Origin of the sequence: Lachnoanaerobaculum orale, from assembly GCF_003862485.1 — a bacterium.
Classification (GTDB): domain Bacteria; phylum Bacillota; class Clostridia; order Lachnospirales; family Lachnospiraceae; genus Lachnoanaerobaculum; species Lachnoanaerobaculum orale.
This window is the reverse complement of record NZ_RRCM01000001.1, coordinates 1,698,308-1,716,845: the sequence shown is the minus strand read 5'-3', so window position 1 is coordinate 1,716,845 and position 18,538 is coordinate 1,698,308. Positions and strand designations below refer to the sequence as shown.

The following is an 18,538-nucleotide window of genomic DNA, read 5'->3' as shown; positions in this document are numbered from 1 at the left end:
AAGATAATATTAAACAATAGTTATATTTAATTAACTATCTGCACATAAAACACTTAAAGGAGGTTTTGTGATGAAAAAATTGGCTTTCGGTACAATATTGGTGGCAACTGCGATATCGACAGCTTCCACCGCATTTGCAGGTCAATGGTACAAAGAGGGGTCAAACTGGCGCTATACGAAAGATTATCAGTATGCAGTACAGGATGAATGGATTAATGACTCCGGTGCGTGGTACTATCTTAATTCAGGCGGCTTTATGACTACCGGATGGAAGGACATCAAGGGTACATGGTATTACTTTGATGACGGCGGCAAAATGGCGTCAAACTGCTGGGTAGGTAACTATTACCTCGGTTCAAACGGCGGAATGTTGACAAATACCACTACACCTGATGGATATCAGGTAGGCGCAGACGGAGCGTGGATTTCAGGAAACAGTTCGGCAACATCTCAAAAACAAGTTACACTTGATGAAGCGAGAGCCGCAAGCAGCCTCGGAAAGCATGACTATTATAAATATTGTACACAGGAGCAGGCAAATCAGGCTGATGCGGTAGCAAGGAATATTGCTACAAGAGTTTTATCGGATAACTCTCTTACTACCGATTTGGCTAAGATAAGAAAGGCCGCATCAATAATATATAGAGAATACAATTTACATAACACATACGGAACCGATGCCAACAAGTATTACAGAGGACCTTACGGAGTATTTATTGCAGGTGTATATACTTGTGCAGGCGGTGCCAGAGCGCTTGGCAGAGTACTTGATTTTATGGGATACGATTGGGAACATGCCAATCCGAATCAGTGGACTCACCAATGGTGTATTGTAAATATGGACGGTAAAACAGGATATGCCGATGCTATGGGATACGGCTGCGGATTCGGTACACATCCGTACATTTCAGGTGATATGAGCCAAGTTACTGAAGATATGATGAGGGGACTATATTAATAGGAGTAAAAAGATGAAAAGATTGCTTAATAAAGTGGTAGCTGCAGTATGTATAATGGCGTTATCTATGCCCATATGTTCATATGCGGATGTTGATTATAACAGCGTATTGAATGACGGAAAGACATTCTGTGATAATTGGAAGTTGGGTGCCGACAATCAGTGGGGATATTATAAGGACGGTCAACTTGTAAAGAATGCAAATATAATAGATCATGATAATGATTATTATGTTGATGCAAACGGCAAAATGATTACAGGTTTGATTTGTAATAAGTCTAGTTTAATGCCTGATAAATTGCTTTACGGTTTTTTGGATGATACAAAGGGTAGCGGTACTTATGGAAGATACTTATCTGACGGAGATATGTACAGAGGTATTAAGATATCCATGGATAAAATAAGGTTTGGAAGTGGAGAACATGAATATCTGGAGACTCTAAGTGAAGCCACTTTAAAAAGTTTGGAAGGTCTCGGATACAATAAGGCTAACGCATATAATTGTGGCGGCAGTGATATGATAGGAATAGATGCCGATGCTGAGAGATATGAAGCGCTTAGAAAGGCTGACCAAGATGCAAGAATTGCTGAAGAAGATGCGGCACGCCAAGCAAGAATAGCTGAAAGAGGCTATAAGACCATGGAAGATTTATTGGCTGAAGCAGGTCTGTATCCTGCAGGCAGCGCACACCTCAGATAGTAAATTTAATAGACTGTCACCTTATGAAAGACATAGGGCGTCAGTCTTTTTAGGTTTGAAATATTGTATTCCGACGATATAATTTGTATACTGAGATTGGTTTTAGATTATTTGAGGTTTGGAAGGTGGATTATGCTGAAAATTTTTTACGGAGATATGAAAGAGTCTATTTATAATACGGCATCTTATTTTAAGTATGATTACGAGGATGATTGGATAGTGGACCCGTTTGTAAAAGAGATGATTTATGATGTAGATAAGTCGGTTGTTTTAGACAGTGGAGTAATAGACAGCCCCGTATTAGGCAAAATACCTCCAACAGGCTTATCAGGTGGAGTAAAGACATTAATTTTGGTCAAATTTGAAAAAGATAAGATATTTAATGCATCTACCTGTGGTGATAATTGTGCCAAATGGTTTTTAAAGATTGCAGAGAAAGAAGACAGGACAATCAATCTGCACCATTTGATGGACTTCGGTAAAGAAGGATTTGATATATTGATATTGAACACAAACCAAATAGTACATACAAAAATGGAACTTGTAAGTATAGCAGGCGAATTTGTATAGAAAAGATGTGATATTATGAAAGGAAAGCATAGAGTTATTGTTTCTACAAAGCGTCTGAAATACGACTTTGAGATAAGGAGAAATATAACAATTATCCAAGGAGACAGCGCGACCGGTAAGACTACATTAGTTGATATGATTAGGGAAGCGGTAAACAATCCTTCCGGAGCAGCCGTTGATTTGGTATGTGATAAAAAATGTTTTGTACTTGACGGTACATTGTGGAAGGAACAGCTGGCAGCTGTTTCAGACAGTATAGTATTTATTGATGAAGGAAATGAATTCATAAAAACAATAGAGTTTTCAAAGTTTATTCAAAACACAGATAATTATTATGTTATTGTAACCAGGGAGTCATTGCCTGCTCTACCATATAGTGTAGAGGAGATATATGGTATAAAAACTTCAGGAAAGTATGGAAGGCTTGAACAGAAGTTTAATGAGTTTTACAGAATCTATGGCGCGGATATATATAAAGGGTCAATAAATCCTGATATTGTTGTGACTGAAGACAGTAATTCAGGGTACCAGTTTTTTAAAAACATATGTGATGACGCACATTTAAGATGTGAAAGTTTAAACGGTAAATCGAACATTTTTCAGTATTTGAATTCGCACGGTAATGAAAATACTCTTGTAATAGTAGATGGTGCAGCATTCGGTTCGGAAATGCACAGAGTAACAGAGCTGATAAGTGAGAAGAAAGGAATAGCAATATATTTACCCGAATCATTTGAATGGTTAGTGCTGTTATCCGGAATAGTAAGAAATTCTATGTTGAATAGTATATTGGAGAGTCCTTCAGATTTTATAGAATCTAAAGAGTATTTCAGCTGGGAGAGATTTTTCACTGCTGTTTTAATAGATATGACAAAAGACAGCTACTTGGCATATAAGAAAAAGAATTTAAACTCAGCTTATTTGACAGACACGGTAAAAAAGGCAATTCTTGAAAAGATGAACTATATCAATTTAAATTAATGAACCGTTCAGGGGGCTTACGCCCCCTATTTTTAATTATACTTATAGAATCCTTCCCCTGAATTCACTCCGGTTTTGCCTTCGGCAATATACTTTTCAAGGATTGCTTTTATCTTGCCCTGTACGGTAGTCGGGTCTTTTGAGAGCGGATTGTTTGATACTATATTAAGGGCTGTGTTAAGGCCTACAATATCAAGGATTTGGAACGGACCGTATGGTGAGCCTGTACCGAGTCTCCATGTTAGGTCGATGGTAGCAGGGTCTGCCACCTCATTTGCAAGCAACATCTGACCTGCATTAAGGAAAGGTATAAGCATTGAGTTCAGTATATATCCGGGCTGCTCCTTCTTAAGACGAAGAGGAATCATCTTAATATCTGAAGCAAACTTGGCTACAGCCTCATAAGCATCCTTTGATGTGGTGCTGTGTCCCATTATTTCGGCAGTATTGCTGATCCAGATATTGTTTGCAAAGTGAATTGCAAGATACTGTTGCGGCCTGCTCAGATATTCACGGAATTGACTTGGAACCATACTTGAAGAGTTGGTGGCAACTATAGTCTTTGCTTCAAGATGTGGATCAAGAGACTTATAGAATGCAACCTTGGCTTCAGGATTTTCAGCCATACTCTCGATTATAAGGTCGGCATCCTTGCAAGCTTCTTCAAGGCTTGTAGTAAGTTTTATCTCATTATAAGCCTTATCGACAGCTGCCAAAAGTCTGTCTATGTCTGATTCATTAATTTTAGAGGAATCTGTGATTAAACCTCTTGGAAATACCTTTCCCGTGCCGAGCTCTTTCTTTGCCTCATTAAGTGTTGTCTTATAGATATTATATAATCTTTCCAACTTAGGCTTTGTTCTTCCTATGGACTCTTCACTTCTAAGCCATATCTTTACGTCAAATCCGCAAAAAGCGGTCTGAAATGCTATCTGTGAGCCAAGTACACCGCCACCTGCAACTGTTATATTTTTCATATTGCCTCCTTACTGAAAGAATAAATATCACTGCGATATTTAATTGTATAAAATCTATTATAGCACCTAAAAAATAAAATAAAAGCCGATATTATATTTTATTAAAAATATTTATTGATAGTTTTTTAACTTTCTTTTATAATATCAGAGTAATTTTGAGAGTTTCAAGGAGGAAATGGATGGGTAAGCAACCAACAAATAAGAACAAGGGCAATATAGTTGGGCTCTTTTTGATGGTATTGGCTGCTGTTATTACTATTATAATAGCTTTCCCTGTTACTGACGGTGTAAGAAAGTACATAAAAGACAATACGAAGTATATTGCAGGTACATATTCAGCCGCAGATAAAGGTTTTGGCGGCAATGTAAGAGCCACAGTGGTAGTGGGAGACAACGGAATTGAAAATATTTCATTTGAAGGAAAAAGTGAGACTCCGGATATAGGTGGAGCCGCCATAGAAAAGCTGAATGATAAGATGAAGGCAAATTTAGATACGGAGTTTGATTCTGTCAGCGGTGCGACGATTACATCAAGCGGATTAAAGCATGCACTGAAGAAAGCTTTGCTGAAAGCTCAAGGCAAAGAGGTAAAGGGTGAAAGGAAACCGCAGTCGGCAGATATTGTAGTAATAGGTGCCGGAGGTGCGGGAATGAGTGCTGCAATAGAGGCTGCACAAAAAGGCGCCACAAATGTGGTTATATTGGAGAAAATGCCTATTACAGGCGGTAATAGTGTAAGAGCTACAGGCGGATTGAACGCTTCAGAGACTCAGTATCAGAAGAGAGACGGTATAGAAGACAGCAATGAACTTTTCTATCAGGATACTATGAAGGGCGGAAAGAATCTGAACGACCCTGAACTTGTAAGGACTTTGGTGGAAAATTCCGCATCGGCTGTAGATTGGGTTAATTCTATAGGCGGCGACCTTTCAGTAGTGGGACAGTTCGGCGGTGCAAGCGTTAAGAGAATACACAGACCGAGTGATACATCCGCTGTAGGACCGATGCTTGTAAAGACACTTAATGCAAAACTTGATGAACTGGGTGTACCTGTTTTGTTGGAGACTAAGGCAACCAAAATCTTTGCAGATAAGGACGGCAAGATAACAGGTGTAGAGGCGGAAGATGATAACGGAGTCTTTGTTATAAATACAAAAGTGGTAGTGCTTGCTACAGGAGGTTTCGGTGCAAATCCTCAGATGGTTGCAAAGTATGCACCACAGCTTGAAGGATTTATTACCACCAATCATGTGGGTGCAACAGGTGACGGTATTGAGATGGCAACCGAGCTTGGAGCGGGACTTACAGATATCGAACAGATTCAGACACATCCGACTGTAAATCCTGACACTGCAACTATGTACACTGAGGGTGTGCGCGGTAACGGTGCAATACTTGTAAATGATGACGGAAAGCGTTTTGTCAATGAGCTTGATACAAGAGATGTTGTTTCAGCAGCTATCATGGCTCAGCAAAACGGTGAGAGCTGGCTTGTATTTGATACGGCTGTCAGAGAGTCACTTTCCGCTATAGAAAAGTATATCAATGAGGGGATCATTGTAGAGGCAAACAGCATTGAAGAGCTGGCTCAAAAGACAGGTGTTAATGAAGCTAATTTTGTAGCCACTATGCAGGAGTATGCGGCAATGCAGGCTGTAGGTAAGGACAGTGAGTTCGGCAGAAAGAGTATGGAAGTGCCTTTAACAAAGCCGCCGTATTTTGCAGGTAAGGCAAAGCCTGCTGTGCATCATACTATGGGCGGTGTAAAGATAAATAAGGAAACTCAGGTGCTTAAGGAAGACGGAAGTGTCATTCCGGGATTCTTTGCAGCAGGTGAGGTCGTAGGTGGAGTACACGGTGCCAACAGACTTGGTGGAAACGCTGTTACAGATATAGTAGTATTCGGCAGAATCGCAGGTGACAGTGCAAACAAGTATGTGCTTGACAACGGTGGAAACACTGAGAGAACTATCACGGCACAGACTGAAGATGCAAACTTTGTAGCCAAGGATATAAAGACCAAGCTTAAGGACGGCTCATATAAGGGCAGTGCGAAGGGCTTCGGAGGTGATATAGAAGTTACATTCACAGTCAAAAAGGGTATAGTAAACGACCTGGAGATTTCAGGTCCTAAGGAGACAACCGAAATAGGCGGTAAAGCTATCAACAAGATCAAAAAAGGTATGCAAAAGAGCGGTAAGTTCGAAGTTGACAATGTTTCAGGCGCATCCGTAACATCTAAAGGAATTACAGATGCTATAAACAATGCCAAGCTACAGTAAATAAATATAAGTCGGTATCCGAAAGGGTATCGGCTTTTTTTACAATTCTTTACTATAAACATAAAAATTTATAAAAAATAATAGAAAAATAAATGGCTTTATGCTAGTATTTATGTATTAGAATAGATTTTACACCGATTATATTTAGGGGGACGAATGCTGATTACTAGAGAAATGGACTATGCAGTAAGAGTGGTAAGGGCGTTAAAAGACGGTACAAAGGTTTCCGCATCTGGGGTTGCAAAGAAGGAGCATTTACCGCAGGCCATTACATATAAGGTACTGAACAGTTTACTGAAGTCAAAACTTATAGGGAGTATGAGAGGAGTCAACGGAGGCTACTACTTAAAATGTGATTTAGCCAATACGACACTGTATGATATTTGTGTTGCATTGGGTGAAGATATGAGTATAACGGAATGTGTCAGAGAAGGATATGACTGTATAAACAACAGATGTGGAGAATGTATTTTGAACAAGGAATTCAACAGGATACAGAGCTCACTTAACAGAGAATTACAGACGACTACTTTGGATAAGCTTTTATAGGTTTATCCTTTTTTAAACAGAAAAGATTGTAAAAAATATAATTGCAAATGCGTGAAATAGTGATACAATTATTAAAGATATTTTATGAGGAGGTAGTATATGGTAAAAGAAGTGTTTTTAGCCGGCGGTTGCTTTTGGGGCGTGGAAGGCTACTTTAAAAGAATTGAGGGTGTCGAGGGTACTACCTGCGGATATGCCAACGGTAGGACCGAGAATCCAAGTTATGAGGACGTGTGCCGACATGATACGGGGCATGCGGAGACTGTGAAGGTGGATTTTGATGATGAGGTTATCAGTCTTGAAGATTTGCTTATATATTATTTCAGGATAATTGATCCTGTCAGCGTGAATAAGCAGGGCAATGATGTGGGTACACAGTACAGAACCGGAATATATTATACGGATGAGAGTCAGCTGCCTGTGATAAAGGCCGCTATAGAAAGAGAACAAAGAAAGTACAATGAAAAGATTGCGGTTGAAGTGCTGCCGATAGAAAACTTCTACAGTGCGGAGGAGTACCATCAGGACTATCTGGATAAGAATCCGAACGGCTACTGTCACATCAATTTAAGTCTGGCGGATGAACCGATAGTAAGAAGTGAAAAATATAAAAGAAAAAATGATGATGAACTTAAGGAGAGTTTGACGCCGCTTCAGTATGATGTCACTGTGAATGCGGCTACGGAGAGACCTTTTGATAATGAGTTTAATTCAAACTTTGAAAGAGGTATCTATGTGGACATCACATCAGGTGAGCCGCTGTTTTTCTCTACAGATAAGTTTGAGTCGGGTTGTGGATGGTCCAGCTTTTCAAAGCCGATACAAAAGGATTTGGTGAAATACAGCGAGGATTTAAGCCTTGGCAGAAGAAGGATTGAGGTCAGAAGTAATGCGGCCGACGCGCATCTGGGCCATGTTTTTGATGACGGTCCGAGTGAGCTTGGAGGTCTAAGATACTGTATCAATTCGGCTGCACTTCGTTTCATTCCGTTTGATAAAATGGACGAAGAGGGCTACGGATATTTGAAAAAATATGTAGAATAACAAAAATACTGAAAGAAGCTTCACTTGGATTTAAAGGTGAAGCTTCTATTATGATAGTTTTATATAAAATCTTTGTAAAACATATATGAAAATATGGATAAAAGAAGTGAACCTGCCGGTGTTTTGAAATGAATTTGCAATAAATTTTCCTTGTAAAAAGAATATTAAAATGTTAGTCTTAACAAAGAAAAGTAAAGGGGAGAGATATGACTGACGATTTTAAGTACGGGGAAGAGACGAGTATAGAAAATACAGGTGAGAAGAGGGCCAACTTCTCAGGCGGACTGGGTTATATATTGGCTGTTGCAGGCTCTGCGGTGGGACTTGGTAATATTTGGAGGTTTCCGTATTTGGCTGCGAAGTACGGCGGCGGAATGTTTTTGCTTACATATCTGATACTGACATTGACATTCGGGTATGCGATGATTATGTCCGAGACTACCATAGGCAGGATGACAAAAAGAAGTGCTATAGGCGCTTTCAATTATTTTGGAAACAGCAGGATTTTAAAAGTTGGAGGCTTTATAAATGCGATAGTACCGGTACTGATAGTGCCTTACTACAGTGTTATAGGCGGTTGGGTCGTAAAATATCTTGTGGAGTATATAAAGGGCAATGTGGATGGACTTGCAGCAGACGGATATTTTGGCAGTTTCATAGGCAATACAAAGGTGGTTTTCTTTTGGTTTGTGATATTTGCTCTTGCAACTTTTGTGGTAATACTTGGAGGTGTGGAGCAGGGAATTGAGAGGGTATCAAAGATAATGATGCCTCTTCTTATAATACTTGCGATAGTGGTAGCTCTGTATTCGGTTACAAGACCGGGTGCGATGGCAGGTGTGAAGTATTTCTTTGTGCCCAACTTTCACAATTTTTCACTGATGACTGTGGTTGCGGCACTTGGACAGATGTTTTATTCACTTTCCATCGCGATGGGTATTTTGTATACCTACGGTTCATATCTGACAAAGGATGTGGATGTTGAGATTTCCACTTCCAGAGTGGAGATGGTGGATACAGGTGTGGCGGTGCTTGCAGGACTGATGGTTATACCTGCCGTATTTGCTTTTTCAGGCGGTGACCCTGATAAACTTAAGGCGGGACCTTCACTTATGTTCATTACACTGCCTAAGGTGTTTGAGAGTATGGGTGCAGGAAGGATTGCAGGTATAGGATTTTTCTTACTTGTGCTTTTGGCGGCTCTTACCAGTGCCATTTCACTTGTGGAGACGAGTATTTCCACATTCTGTGATGAGCTTAACTTAAGCAGAAACAAATCCGTCATTTTGATGGCTGTAATAATGGTATTTGTAGGCGGCTCATCTGCGGCAGGTTACGGTATACTTGATTTTGTAAAGATTTTTAAAATGCCTATTTTGGATTTCCTTGATTTCCTTACCAACTCTATAATGATGCCGATAGCGGCGCTTGCCACCTGCTATCTCGTGGTAAGGATTATCACATTGAAAAAAATTGCGGAGGAAATATCATATTCTTCTGCATTTAAGAGAAAAAGTATGTATAATATAGTAATGAGAGTGTTTGCACCGGTATTTTTGATTATTATATTGGTTAGCGCCATACTCAACACTTTGGGAGTTATCAGTCTTTAATTGAGCTTTTGAAGTGTAATAAAAGAATGGAGTTATGTGATGAAGAATTGGGATGTAGTTGCATTGGGCGAGCTGTTGATTGATTTTACACCGGCAGGTCTTTCACCTGCAGGAATGAAGCTTTTTGAGCAAAATCCGGGCGGTGCGCCTGCGAATATGCTGACCGCGGTATCAAGATCGGGTCTTAAGACGGCGTTTATCGGAAAGATAGGTGCGGATATGCACGGAGATTTTTTGAGAAGTACATTGGAGGGTATACCTATTGATACAAGCGGTTTGATTACAGACCCTTCAGTCTTTACAACTCTTGCATTTGTAAGCCTTTCTATAACGGGAGACAGGGGATTTTCTTTTGCAAGAAAGCCGGGAGCTGATACAAGGCTTTCCATAGATGAGATAAATAAGGATATGCTTGCAGATACAAAGATTTTCCATGTGGGTTCACTTTCACTTACGGATGAGCCTGCAAGAACTGCCACATTTGAAGCTGTAAAGATTGCAAAGGACGCAGGTGCCATTATATCCTATGACCCGAACTACCGTGCTCCGCTTTGGGAGAGTGTGGACAAGGCCATGGAGATGATGAGACTTATGGTACAGTTTGCAGATATGATGAAGATATCAGATGAGGAGACAGCACTTTTGACACCGTATAGCGATCCGCTTGAGGCAGGAAAGTATCTGATAGAAAACGGAGTAAAGCTTGCCGTAGTGACTCTTGGAGCTAAGGGTGCTCTTGTGGTATCGGCTTCAGGATATGTTGAGGTGCCGGGATTTAAGAGTACGGTTGTCGACACCACAGGTGCCGGAGATTCTTTCTGGGGCGGACTCTTGGCAAGATTTTTGAGTGAAGATGTTAGCCTGGACGATATTACCACAAGTCAGATGTATGATATTGCAAGATACGGAAATGCGGTTGCAAGTCTGTGTGTGGAAAAAAGAGGCGGTATTGTAAGTATCCCTACATTTGAAGAGGTTGTAGAGAGGTTGAATAAATGAAAAAAATAGATGTTGCGGTTATTATGGCAGGGGGAAAGGGCAGCAGACTTCGCAGTATAACTAATGACGAGATTCCGAAGCCCATGGTGCCGGTAGACGGTAAGCCGTTGCTTGAGTATCAGGTTGAAGCGCTGAAAGAATACGGTATAAAAAAGATTATAATGATTGTCGGACATTTGGGTGAAAAGATTATGGATCACTTTAAGGACGGCAAGGATTTCGGTGTTGATATCGACTACATTGTAGAAAAAGAGCCTCTTGGTACTGCAGGTGCATTCTACTATCTGAAGGATAAGACAGATGCAAAGGATTTTTTGCTTGTATTCGGTGATGTATTCTTTGATATTGATTTTGACAGGATGGAGGACTTCCATTTCAAAAATGCCGCACTTACAACATTGTTGGCACATCCGAACGGACATCCTTATGACTCGGATCTTATACAGACTGATGATAACGGTAAGGTTATAGGATTTGACTCAAAGAATAATGTAAGAGATTACTGGTATGACAATATGGTCAATGCCGGTATGTACGTTATAAACAGAGAGTTGCTTGAACTTGTAGGTGAGCCTGTAAAGATTGACTTTGAAAAGGATATCTTGGCAAATCAGGTAAAAAACGGAGCAAATATCTATGCCTATCATTCACCTGAGTATGTGAAGGATGTTGGTACTGTAGACAGAATCAATGCTACTGTGGAAGAACTTAAAAACGGCCTTATTGCCTCCAAAAATCTTAAGAACAGACAAAGAGCCATATTCCTTGACAGAGACGGCACTATGAATGTTTCAAAGGGATTTATCTCAAATGCCGATGACCTTGAGTTGATTCCGGGAACAATTGAGGCCATAAAGGCTATCAATAAGAGCGGTGCATTGGCGATAGTTATCACAAACCAGCCTGTGATTGCAAGAGGTGAATGCAGTTTTGAGGAACTTCACAATATTCACAACAAGTTAAAGACTCTTCTGGGTGAAAAGGGAGCTTTTGTGGATGATATTTTCTATTGCCCGCATCATCCTGATAAGGGATTTGAAGGAGAGGTACCTGAGCTTAAGTTTGACTGTGAGTGCAGAAAGCCTAAGACCGGTATGATAGATGAGGCGGTAGATAAGTACAATATTGATTTGTCCAAGTCATATATGGTTGGAGATTCTACAATGGATCTTGAATTGGCAAGAAACGCAGGTGTTAAGTCTGTGCTTGTGGATACAGGATTTGCAGGAAATGACGGCAAATATGACAGAAGCTGTGATATCGAGGCGAAGGATTTACTTGACGCCGTAGAAAAGATAATAAAAGATATGAAATAAATTTTAAAGGGGCTATCATAACAGCCCCTTTTTTATCTGCAATATTACCAGGTGCATCTGGCGCTGGCACCGCATGGCAATATATATTCGGATTTGTTTACACGAAGTCCTATCTCCATGGCTTCAATATGCGCTTTCGGAAGATGATTTTCTTTGAGTGATTTTTGCATCATATATGTAAGTACACCCGGCGCAAGTCCTGTGGTATATGAGTTTATAAGAAAGAATAGAGGGTCTTTACTTAAAAGTTTTGTAGTAAGTTTTATAAAGTCATATATTGAGTCCTCAATCTTCCATATCTCACCCTTTGGACCTCTGCCGTATGACGGCGGATCCATTATTATAGCGTCATAAGTGTTGCCGCGTCTTATTTCTCTTTGAACGAACTTGATACAGTCGTCCACAAGCCATCTGATAGGAGCATTTGAAAGATTGGAGCTTATCATATTTTCCTTTGCCCAACCTACCATGCCCTTGCTTGCATCCACATGTGTGACCGATGCTCCGGCAGCGGCTGCAGCCAATGTGGCTCCGCCTGTATATGCAAACAGATTGAGCACTTTTATCTCTCTGCCTGCGTTTTTTATCATGTTGTAGCTGAAGTCCCAGTTGGTTGCCTGTTCAGGGAAAACGCCTGTATGCTTGAATGTAAAAGGTTTCAGATTAAAGGTTATCTTTGATGAAGGAAGTTCATAGTCGATACTCCATGTGTTCGGAAGATTGAAAAATTCCCAATGTCCGCCGCCGGCCTTACTTCTGTGGTAGTGACCGTTTTTCTTTTTCCATGAAGGGTGTTCATGTTCCGTATTCCAAAGTACCTGAGGGTCCGGTCTTACAAGTATATAATCTCCCCACCTTTCAAGCTTTTCGCCGTTTGAAGTATCCAGTATTTCATAGTCCTTCCAATTATCTGCAATCCACATAATATTTCTTCCTAAAATAAATTTATTGTTATATAAAATAAAAATGCCGTTTGGTAAAACCCATACGGCATTGTCTGTGCCGGACAAGCCGGCTATTTACTAAAGATATTTAAATAATTCCTGTGCCTCATCTTTTTTGGTAGTTTCCTTCAGTGAAAGAACCTCTACCTTTACAGACTTACCACCGAATAATACTTCTACAATATCTCCAACTTTTACTTCAGCAGATGCTTTGATTACTTTGTCGTTTATAAGGACTCTGCCTGCATCACATGCTTCATTGGCTATTGTGCGTCTTTTTATTATTCTTGAAACTTTTAAAAATTTGTCAATACGCATTAGTTATTAACAGCATCCTTTAGTGCCTTACCCGGCTTGAACTTAGGAACTACGCTCTCAGCGATCTTCATTGTTTCACCGGTTCTAGGGTTTCTACCCTCTCTCTCAGGTCTTACAGATGTCTCAAATGTTCCGAAACCAACAAGCTGGATCTTTTCCTTCTTTGCAAGCTCTTCTGTAACAACGTCTACAAAAGCCTTAAGAGCTGCTTCAGCTTCCTTCTTTGTAGCGGAATCGCCCATCTTCTTAGCCATAGCATCGATTAACTCTGTTCTATTCATTTTTTCCTCCTAAAAATAATGCTTGAAAAAACATTATAATAAAATAGTGTCGCCGAATAAAATCGGCAATTATTATGAGGCATAACACCACTCATAACATAAATTTTATAGTCTGTTTAAGGCCATTTGTCAAGAAGAATAAAGCAAAAAAGCCGTTTTGTAAGGCTTTTTTTGCTATAATGCAATTTAACTTTAAGAAATTGTAGATTTTCGGTTGACAAGAGCATAATAAATGTTGTACTATACATATACCCCGTGGGGGTGTGTGAAAAACCGGAAACGCTGTTAAGTAGGATTTTTCGGTTTACATCCCGTGAAGGTGTAAAGTCAAATATTATGTTGTTTTGAGCACTTTAAGAGTGCAGATGATATATTTGGGAAGGAGATATATGACAAAGGAAAAGTACAATGTCACAGGAATGAGCTGTGCCGCCTGTTCCGCAAAGGTGGAAAAGACGGTAAGTAAGCTTGCAGGTATGGATAAAGCTTCCGTGAATCTTTTGACCAACTCTATGCAGGTTGAATACGATGAGAAGAAGCTCAGTCCGGATGATATAATAAAGAGTATAGTGAATGCAGGTTACGGTGCTTCACTTGCAGGTGATACAAAGGAAAAGGCAAAGGAAAAGAGCATCAAAAAGACAAATGATGATGCGATTAGTTCCATGAAGTTCAGATTGAAGGTATCTGTTATCTTCCTTGCCATATTGATGTATTTCAGTATGGGAAGTATGATAGGGCTTCCGCTGCCGAACTTTTTATCGGGAGCGGGTAATCCGGTAGGATTTGCGCTGACACAGCTTTTATTGGTGCTTCCTGTAATGTATGTAAACAGAAAGTATTATATCAGCGGTTTTAAGTCACTTAGCCATCTTTCCCCGAATATGGATACATTGGTTGCGGTAGGCACTATAGCGGCTTTTATATATGGTGTTATAGCAATATATGTTATGGGATATGCGTTAAGTAACGGTGATATGAATACCGTGGCGGAGTACAGAAAAAATCTTTATTTTGAGTCGGTTTCCATGATACTTACACTTATTACTTTAGGTAAGTTCTTTGAGACAGGTTCAAAGGCAAGAACTACAGACGCCATTTCAAAGCTTGTGGATCTTTCACCTAAGAGAGCCAATGTAATAAGAGACGGTGTGGAAGAAAATATTCTAACTGAGGACGTAAGAGTAGGAGATATAGTAGTAATAAGACCGGGTGAGAGTATCCCTGTAGACGGTATTATCATAGAAGGAAGCACCAGTGTTGACGAGAGTGCCATCACAGGTGAGAGTATCCCGGTTCAAAAGGATAAGGGTGACAAGCTGATAGGTGCCACAATCAACAAAAATGGAAGTGTAAAGATAAAGGCTTCAGAAGTAGGCGAGGATACCGCTATTTCAAGGATTATCGCCTTAGTGGAGGAAGCTTCATCATCAAAGGCGCCTATTGCCAAGATGGCTGATAAGGTCGCAGGTGTATTCGTACCTGTAGTAATGGGAATTGCTTTGGTAACATTTATTGTATGGCTTGTACTCGGATATGATTTCTCATTCGCACTCAATCGTGCTATAGCTGTACTTGTTATATCATGCCCATGTTCACTGGGACTTGCAACTCCTGTAGCAATAATGGTAGGTACGGGAAAGGGTGCTGAAAACGGTATACTTATAAAGTCTGCGGATGCGCTTGAGACAACTCACAGTATTGATACGGTAGTACTTGATAAGACAGGTACGGTTACCAAGGGTAAACCTGTAGTTACCGACATTATAGGATTTGATATAGATGATAATGAGTTTTTAAAACTTGCTGCAAGTGTGGAGAGTGCTTCTGAGCATCCGCTTGCTGAAGCTATTGTGGAAAAGGCTAAAGAAGAGAATTTGACATTCTCATCCCCTGAAAACTTCACCGCACAGTCGGGAAGAGGTATCAGAGCCGATATTGACGGCAAAAAGATTGTAGCCGGAAATGAACAGGCAATAAGAGAAGCTGTCGGAAACAACTCAGGATTTGATTCGGTATTTGATAAGGGCAATGAGCTGGCATCACAGGGCAAGACTCCGATGTATTTTATGGCGGATGACAAGCTTATAGGAATCATTGCGGTAGCGGATACAATAAAGGATGACAGTAAAGAGGCTATAGAGGCTCTGAAGGCAAGAGATATAGATGTGGTACTCTTAACGGGTGATCACAAGAATACAGCAACAGCTATTGCAAAGCAGGCAGGTATCAACAAGGTAATAGCCGAAGTACTCCCTACAGATAAGGAAGAGCATGTAAGAAAGCTTATGGAGGCCGGACATAAGGTGGCAATGGTAGGTGACGGTATCAATGATTCACCTGCACTTGCAAGAGCGGATGTAGGTATTGCAATAGGTGCCGGAACCGATGTGGCTATAGAAAGTGCGGATATAGTACTTATGCACAGCTCACTAAAGGATGTGGCTACAGCTATCGACCTCAGCAAGGCGGTTATAAGGAATATAAAGCAGAACCTTTTCTGGGCGTTCTTTTATAACTCTGTAGGAATACCGCTTGCGGCAGGTGTATTTTATCTAAGCCTCGGATGGAAGCTCAGTCCGATGTTCGGTGCTGCAGCTATGGGAATGAGCAGTGTATGTGTGGTAAGCAACGCACTTAGACTTCGCGGTTTTAAGCCGAAGAATATAAAAAATAATAAATCAGGCAATGATGAGATAGTTCTCATTGAAAATAATGAAAAAAAGAAAGAGGGAAAAACCATGACAACAGTAATTAATGTAAACGGAATGATGTGCGGACATTGTAAGGCAACAGTTGAGAAGGTAACAAAGGCCGTAGAGGGTGTAAGCAATTCAATAGTGAATTTGGATGAGAAAAATGTTACAATAGAGTACGCCGAAGGTACAGACCTTGAGAAGGTAAAGAAGGCTATCACTGACGCAGGTTATGAGGTGGTATAATGAGAGCCGACTCTAAGACTGTTCTGAGACAATTGAAAACTGCAAAAGGACAGCTTGAGGGAATCATAAAGATGGTGGAAGAGGACAGATATTGTATCGACATATCCAATCAGGTCCTTGCCACCAGAGCTCTTTTGGAGAGAGTGAACCGTACCATCATTGAAGGCCATATAGAAGGATGCATTCTTGATGCCGCCGCTACAGGCAGTGACGAGGAGAGAAAGGAAAAGATAGTCGAGCTGTCAAATACCATAAAGAAGATGATGAAGTAATGGAAAGACAGATTCTGTATATAATAGATAAAGACTATAACAGTATATCGGACTTTTTAAAGAGTAAGGGATATACCTCCTCCAATATATTGGAGCTTAAAAAATATGAAAACGGTATAGTGCTCAATGGAACCTGGGCGTATATGAATCAGAAGCCGGCAAGATTTGACCGGCTTCTTGTTCGTGTATGTGAATATAAAAAGAGTGAAAACATATTGCCTGTTTTTATAAAGCTTGATATAAAATATGAGGATGAGGATATAGTGGTGGTAAATAAACCGAGTGATATGCCTATACATCCGAGCCTCAACAACTATGAAAACTCTATGGCAAATGCTTTGATGTACTGCTACAGGAATAAAAACTTTGTCTTCAGATGTATAAACAGGCTTGACAGGGATACTACAGGGCTTACTGTCGTGGCAAAGCATTTTTTAAGTGCAGGCATATTGAATGTCTCCATGCAAAGACGTGAGATAAAAAGAGTATACAATGCAATAGTTGAAGATGACGGCAGCCTTAAAGAAAGCGGAACTGTTGATGCCCCTATAGCCAGAGAGGATGATACACTTATAAAGCGTAGAGTAAGCAAGGGAGGTCAGAGGGCAATCACTCATTACAAGGTCTTAAAAAGACTTAGAGGAGCTTCCTTGATAGAGCTTAGGCTTGATACCGGCAGGACACATCAGATAAGAGTTCATATGAGTTATATAGGGCATCCGCTTGTAGGAGATTATTTGTATAATGAAAGGTATTATGATAAGGAGAATGTGAGGCCGCTTCTGCATTCAAAGAGCCTTTCTTTCATACACCCGATAACAGGTGAAAATTTATACCTTGAATGTGAGTTGCCAACAGATTTTAAAGAAAGAATTGATGAATATGTTTAGAATACAATACCCGTATCTGGATATGAAAAAGATCGCAGAGAGCGGACAGATATTTAGATTTAATGTTTATGACGATGAATACAGCCTTGTGGCAGGGGATAAGCTTTTGTTTATAAAAGAGGATGGTGACGGATACATACTCTCATGCAGCGAGTCCGAGTTTGAAGAGTTTTGGATTGACTACTTTGATTTAAGGCTTGACTACAGTGATTTTGAAAAGAACATTCCTGCAGATGATTTGTTTTTGATAAATGCCGCCAGGTACTCTTACGGCATCAGGATACTTAATCAGGACAAGTGGGAGATGCTTATATCCTTTATTATTTCACAAAGAAAGAGTATACCTGCGATAAAATCATCTATCGAAAAACTTGCAAAAACCTACGGCAAAAAGATAGATATGAAAGTACCTGACTTTATAAAAAATATTGATAAAAACAGTGAGTTTTTTGCCTTCCCTACACCTAAGGCACTGGCAGATGCAAGTATTGACGATTTGAATGCCTGTTCACTGGGGTACAGAAGCCCTTATATAGAGGCGAGCGCAAAGTCTGTATACAGAGGAGATATTGACCTTGAAGCGCTAAGTGTGCTTGATGACAATGAGCTTTTGGCGGCACTTATGAGCCTTAAGGGAGTGGGCATTAAGGTTGCAAACTGTGTGGCACTTTTCGGATATCACAGGATTGCGGCTTTTCCTATTGACGTTTGGATAAAGAGAATGATTGATGAGCATTATGACGGAGAATTTCCGCTAAAACTCTATGACGGTTACGCCGGAGTTATTCAGCAATATATTTTCTATTACGGCAGAGAAAGTACGAAACATGCTGGAAAATAACCATGAAATTTGGTATGATGGTACAAGGATTGTGAGTGCAAAATGTGCAGCAATCGGGTAA

General features: G+C 40.2%; 18 protein-coding genes. 14 read left to right on the top strand and 4 right to left on the bottom strand.

The features are described from left to right. Nucleotides 1-70: 70 nt before the first annotated feature. The 4 genes from EHW90_RS08155 to EHW90_RS08140 all read left to right on the top strand — a co-directional run bounded on the left by EHW90_RS08155 (nucleotide 71) and on the right by EHW90_RS08140 (nucleotide 3,209). Entirely contained in the window at nucleotides 71-958 is an 888-nt protein-coding gene (locus tag EHW90_RS08155) for a cell wall-binding protein (protein WP_124952323.1), read from the top strand. Between the two features lie 13 nt (nucleotides 959-971). Further along, nucleotides 972-1,658: a hypothetical protein gene (locus EHW90_RS08150; protein ID WP_124952322.1), complete on the top strand. Its 687-nt coding sequence runs from the start codon at nucleotides 972-974 to the stop codon at nucleotides 1,656-1,658. A 132-nt stretch (nucleotides 1,659-1,790) separates the two neighbouring features. Continuing rightward, nucleotides 1,791-2,228, top strand: coding sequence for a DUF4869 domain-containing protein (locus EHW90_RS08145; RefSeq protein WP_124952321.1), 438 nt, complete (start codon nucleotides 1,791-1,793; stop codon nucleotides 2,226-2,228). Nucleotides 2,229-2,243: 15 nt separating this feature from the next. Beyond that, a complete protein-coding gene (locus EHW90_RS08140) occupies nucleotides 2,244-3,209 on the top strand; it encodes a DEAD/DEAH box helicase family protein (protein WP_124952320.1) in 966 nt (321 codons plus the stop codon). 32 nt (nucleotides 3,210-3,241) lie between these two features. Here EHW90_RS08140 and EHW90_RS08135 read toward each other — a convergent pair whose 3' ends face one another. Then, nucleotides 3,242-4,186: a 3-hydroxyacyl-CoA dehydrogenase gene (locus EHW90_RS08135; protein ID WP_124952319.1), complete on the bottom strand. Its 945-nt coding sequence runs from the start codon at nucleotides 4,184-4,186 to the stop codon at nucleotides 3,242-3,244. Nucleotides 4,187-4,365: 179 nt separating this feature from the next. Here EHW90_RS08135 and EHW90_RS08130 point away from each other — a divergent pair, with 179 nt between their 5' ends. From EHW90_RS08130 to EHW90_RS08105, 6 genes are all read left to right on the top strand, one after another. After that, entirely contained in the window at nucleotides 4,366-6,468 is a 2,103-nt protein-coding gene (locus EHW90_RS08130) for a flavocytochrome c (protein ID WP_124952318.1), read from the top strand. Between the two features lie 156 nt (nucleotides 6,469-6,624). Beyond that, complete coding sequence (locus EHW90_RS08125) at nucleotides 6,625-7,017, top strand: RrF2 family transcriptional regulator (RefSeq protein ID WP_124952317.1); 393 nt, start codon at nucleotides 6,625-6,627, stop codon at nucleotides 7,015-7,017. A 99-nt stretch (nucleotides 7,018-7,116) separates the two neighbouring features. Continuing rightward, nucleotides 7,117-8,061, top strand: a complete 945-nt coding sequence (gene msrB, locus EHW90_RS08120; protein WP_124952316.1) for a peptide-methionine (R)-S-oxide reductase MsrB — start codon at nucleotides 7,117-7,119, stop codon at nucleotides 8,059-8,061. 206 nt (nucleotides 8,062-8,267) lie between these two features. Continuing rightward, nucleotides 8,268-9,674, top strand: a complete 1,407-nt coding sequence (locus tag EHW90_RS08115; protein WP_124952315.1) for a sodium-dependent transporter — start codon at nucleotides 8,268-8,270, stop codon at nucleotides 9,672-9,674. Nucleotides 9,675-9,713: 39 nt separating this feature from the next. Then, complete coding sequence (locus EHW90_RS08110) at nucleotides 9,714-10,673, top strand: carbohydrate kinase family protein (protein WP_060931800.1); 960 nt, start codon at nucleotides 9,714-9,716, stop codon at nucleotides 10,671-10,673. After that, nucleotides 10,670-11,989, top strand: coding sequence for an HAD-IIIA family hydrolase (locus EHW90_RS08105; RefSeq protein ID WP_124952314.1), 1,320 nt, complete (start codon nucleotides 10,670-10,672; stop codon nucleotides 11,987-11,989). The genes EHW90_RS08110 and EHW90_RS08105 overlap by 4 nt, the downstream gene beginning before the upstream one ends. 44 nt (nucleotides 11,990-12,033) lie before the next feature. Here EHW90_RS08105 and EHW90_RS08100 read toward each other — a convergent pair whose 3' ends face one another. The 3 genes from EHW90_RS08100 to EHW90_RS08090 form a co-directional block, all read right to left on the bottom strand. After that, a complete protein-coding gene (locus tag EHW90_RS08100; RefSeq protein WP_124952313.1) occupies nucleotides 12,034-12,912 on the bottom strand; it encodes a class I SAM-dependent methyltransferase in 879 nt (292 codons plus the stop codon). A 99-nt stretch (nucleotides 12,913-13,011) separates the two neighbouring features. Further along, entirely contained in the window at nucleotides 13,012-13,251 is a 240-nt protein-coding gene (locus tag EHW90_RS08095) for an RNA-binding S4 domain-containing protein (protein ID WP_008750965.1), read from the bottom strand. Next, nucleotides 13,251-13,532 carry an HU family DNA-binding protein gene (locus EHW90_RS08090; RefSeq protein WP_009446237.1) on the bottom strand — a complete coding sequence of 94 codons (282 nt, stop codon included), beginning with the start codon at nucleotides 13,530-13,532 and terminating at the stop codon, nucleotides 13,251-13,253. Before EHW90_RS08090 ends, EHW90_RS08095 begins: the two co-directional genes overlap by 1 nt. Before the next feature lie 389 nt (nucleotides 13,533-13,921). On the opposite strand from EHW90_RS08090, the gene EHW90_RS08085 reads away from it, so the two are divergent. Genes EHW90_RS08085 through EHW90_RS08070 form a run of 4 tightly spaced genes read left to right on the top strand, consistent with a single transcriptional unit; the run spans nucleotide 13,922 to nucleotide 18,477 of the window. Then, nucleotides 13,922-16,474, top strand: coding sequence for a heavy metal translocating P-type ATPase (locus EHW90_RS08085; RefSeq protein WP_124952312.1), 2,553 nt, complete (start codon nucleotides 13,922-13,924; stop codon nucleotides 16,472-16,474). Next, nucleotides 16,474-16,746: a metal-sensing transcriptional repressor gene (locus EHW90_RS08080; protein WP_124952311.1), complete on the top strand. Its 273-nt coding sequence runs from the start codon at nucleotides 16,474-16,476 to the stop codon at nucleotides 16,744-16,746. Before EHW90_RS08085 ends, EHW90_RS08080 begins: the two co-directional genes overlap by 1 nt. Next, on the top strand, nucleotides 16,746-17,636 hold the full coding sequence (locus EHW90_RS08075) for an RluA family pseudouridine synthase (RefSeq protein ID WP_124952310.1): 891 nt from the start codon (nucleotides 16,746-16,748) through the stop codon (nucleotides 17,634-17,636). Before EHW90_RS08080 ends, EHW90_RS08075 begins: the two co-directional genes overlap by 1 nt. Beyond that, nucleotides 17,629-18,477, top strand: a complete 849-nt coding sequence (locus EHW90_RS08070) for a DNA-3-methyladenine glycosylase family protein (RefSeq protein ID WP_124952662.1) — start codon at nucleotides 17,629-17,631, stop codon at nucleotides 18,475-18,477. The genes EHW90_RS08075 and EHW90_RS08070 overlap by 8 nt, the downstream gene beginning before the upstream one ends. The last annotated feature ends 61 nt before the right edge of the window (nucleotides 18,478-18,538 follow it).